Annotated in this window: 1 protein-coding gene; it reads left to right on the forward strand. The window is 47.9% G+C overall.

The features are described from left to right. Positions 1 to 263 precede the first annotated feature (263 nt). The gene (gene ppsA, locus ACJ751_RS09505) at positions 264 to 2,858 is read left to right on the forward strand and encodes a phosphoenolpyruvate synthase (RefSeq protein ID WP_407745251.1); all 2,595 of its coding nucleotides are present in this window, start codon (positions 264 to 266) and stop codon (positions 2,856 to 2,858) included. The last annotated feature ends 287 nt before the right edge of the window (positions 2,859 to 3,145 follow it).

Genomic DNA, 3,145 nt, shown 5'->3' on the forward strand with positions numbered 1-3,145 from the left:
AGAAAGAAAGGTAATGCGATTGTATAATATCTCATAATAGGATGGGGTACGTTATATATTTCCGCTATGATACGCTACTTTTAGCAAGAAACAAAAAAAGCACTTTTTTACTGGTAAAGTGCCAGAATTACCCAAGCCCCGTTGTAAGGATAACAACAAAACCTCCCCATTGTTTTCAATAAAAAAGATACTTGGATTTCCTATGCTAAGGAATGGTATTTGTGCACCTTCGCTATAATTGTATCACGAAAAGCAGTTAAACGATGCGCACATACGTACTTTCTTTTCAGCAGATCAACCGCACAACTTTGATGACGGTAGGCGGCAAAGGCGCCAATCTCGGCGAACTGTCCACAATTGACGGCATACAGGTCCCCGAAGGGTTTTGCATTACCACCGAAGCCTATAAAAAAATAATCGGGAATAACCCCAAACTCAACAGCCTGCTCGATGAACTAACGCATGTAAAATCAGCAGAACGGAAAACCATCAGCGAAGTCAGCGCAAAGATCCGGATGGCCATTGAAAGCATTCCCATTCCCCGGGAAATCGAAGAAGAGATCGCAGCACATCTTAATGAAAACGATGCCTGGGCGGTGCGCTCCAGCGCCACTGCCGAGGACCTGCCCACCGCTTCCTTTGCCGGTCAGCAGGATACGTATTTAAACATCATTGGTAAGAAAGCGATCCTGCAACACATCAGTAAATGCTGGGCATCGCTGTTTACCGATCGCGCAGTAACCTATCGCCTTCAAAACGGGTTCGATCACCGGCAGGTACTCCTGGCTGTGGTGGTACAGAAAATGGTGTTCCCGCAAGCGGCTGGAATACTGTTTACTGCTGATCCCGTCACTGGTAACAGAAAGGTAGTGTCTATCGATGCCAGCTTCGGGCTGGGCGAGGCCCTGGTGGCCGGACTGGTAAATGCTGATAATTATAAAGTGCGTAACGGCGAGGTGATCGATAAAAAACTGGCCATTAAAAAGCTGGCTATTTATGCTTTACCCAATGGTGGTACAAAAGAACAGGCTATTGAAGCCGCGCAGCAGAACAAGCAAACGCTGACAGATGAACAGATTGTGCAGTTGGAGAAGACAGGCAGAAAGATAGAAACTCATTTCGGTTCTCCACAGGATATTGAATGGTGTCTGGTAAACGATACGTTTTACATTGTGCAGAGCAGGCCGATCACTACCCTGTTTCCTATACCTGCAGCAAATGACGGTGAAAACCATGTGTACGTATCCGTAGGCCACAATCAAATGATGACAGATGCCATGAAACCACTGGGCCTGGCTTTTTGGAACATAACAACGCCTCGCCCCATGCCAATTGCGGGTGGAAGATTATTTGTTGATGTCACGGGGCTGTTGGCCTCCCCCGCTACCAGGCAAACGATCCTACATACATTTGGGCAGGACCCCCTTTTAAAGGACGCGTTAATGACCCTCCTCGAGCGCGGAGATTTTATAAAACTGTTACCTGAGGATCACTCAGGCAAAAGCGAAAAAGCCATTACAACAGTTGGCTTTCGTACCCAGGTGAAAAACGATCCCGCTATCGTTGCTGATCTGATCACTAACAGTGAAGCATCACTGGAAATATTAAAACAAACCATTCAAACAAGATCAGGAACAGGATTATTTGATTTTATCCTGGAAGATATTCAACAATCAAAGAAAAGCCTGACAGATACACAAAACCTGAGCGGGATCCTGGCCGCCATGGATGCTGCCCAATGGCTCAATGAAAAAATGAAGGAGTGGTTAGGGGAAACAAACGTGGCAGATACGATCTCTCAATCTGTACCCAATAATGTCACTGCTGAAATGGGGCTGGCGTTGCTGGATGTGGCAGACGTGATCCGCCCCTATCCTGAAGTAATAAACTATCTGCAACAAACAAAAGATGATAACTTCCTCGATGAACTGGTTCACCTCCATGGCGGCCCGCAAACGCGGGACGCTATCAATGCCTGGCTCAATAAATACGGGATGCGCTGCGCCGGTGAAATTGATATTACCAGAACCCGATGGAGCGAAAAACCAATCACCCTGGTACCCCTCATCCTCACTAACCTCAAAAACCAGGAACCAGGCGCCGGCAAACGCAAATTCGAACAGGGGCTGCACGAAGCTTTGCAAAAAGAAAAAGAGTTACTGCAACGACTGACGGCATTACCAGGGGGTGAACAAAAAGCAGCCGAAACAAAAGAAATGATCAGTCTCATCAGGAATTTCGCGGGCTATCGCGAATATCCCAAATACCGCATGGTTAGCCGCAACTTCGTTTACAAACAGGCCCTGTTGAAAGAAGCGCAACAGCTGGTTCAGGCCAACGTCATTCATGAAAAAGAAGATGTATACTTTCTCACCTTTGAAGAATTTCGCGAAGTGGTTCGCACCCACCAACTGGATCATTCAATCATTCACCAACGAAAGAACGATTTCAAATCGTTTGAAAAACTAACGCCGCCTCGTGTTATCACCTCCGATGGTGAAATGCTGACGGGCCGGTACAAACGCAACAACCTTCCAACCGGCGCCATTATTGGCCTGCCTGTTTCTTCCGGCATTATAGAAGGCCGTGCGCGCGTTATTACAGACATGTCAGCCGCCGATCTCTCAGCAGGGGATATCCTGGTCACCGTTTTTACCGACCCCAGCTGGACACCCCTGTTTGTGTCTGTAAAAGGACTGGTTACCGAAGTGGGCGGACTAATGACCCACGGGGCCGTAATAGCCCGGGAATATGGCTTACCCGCAGTGGTGGGGGTTGAAAATGCTACCCGGCTGATTAAGGACGGGCAACGCATCCGGGTAAATGGAACGGATGGTTATATAGAAATTCTGTATTAGCCGGTTGTTGGATTAGTGGCAAGTTGACCAGTTGACGAGTTAACAAGTTGAAAAGTTGATAGCGTTGATAGAGTTGATAAAGGAAGGGTCGCGACGGCTTGCGGCCTGGGCTGTTTCCTACTGCCCACTGCCTTTCATCTCTGCCTTCTGCCTTCTGCTCTTTGCCCTTTGCCCTCTGCCCTCCCATAAATAAGAAATTATTGTACTTCAATAACGGCGTGGCGGATGGTGGCCGGGTAGCCGCCCTCATGTCCGTGCCGGGAAGAATCGATAGTGCCCCGGATTAA

This window comes from Niastella sp., assembly GCF_045805085.1.
In the GTDB taxonomy this organism is placed as follows: Bacteria; Bacteroidota; Bacteroidia; order Chitinophagales; family Chitinophagaceae; genus Niastella.

Excerpts from the sequence above, each read along its gene's own strand:
- ppsA (WP_407745251.1), top strand. The coding sequence starts at position 264 with ATGCGCACATACGTACTTTCTTTTCAGCAGATCAACCGCACAACTTTG.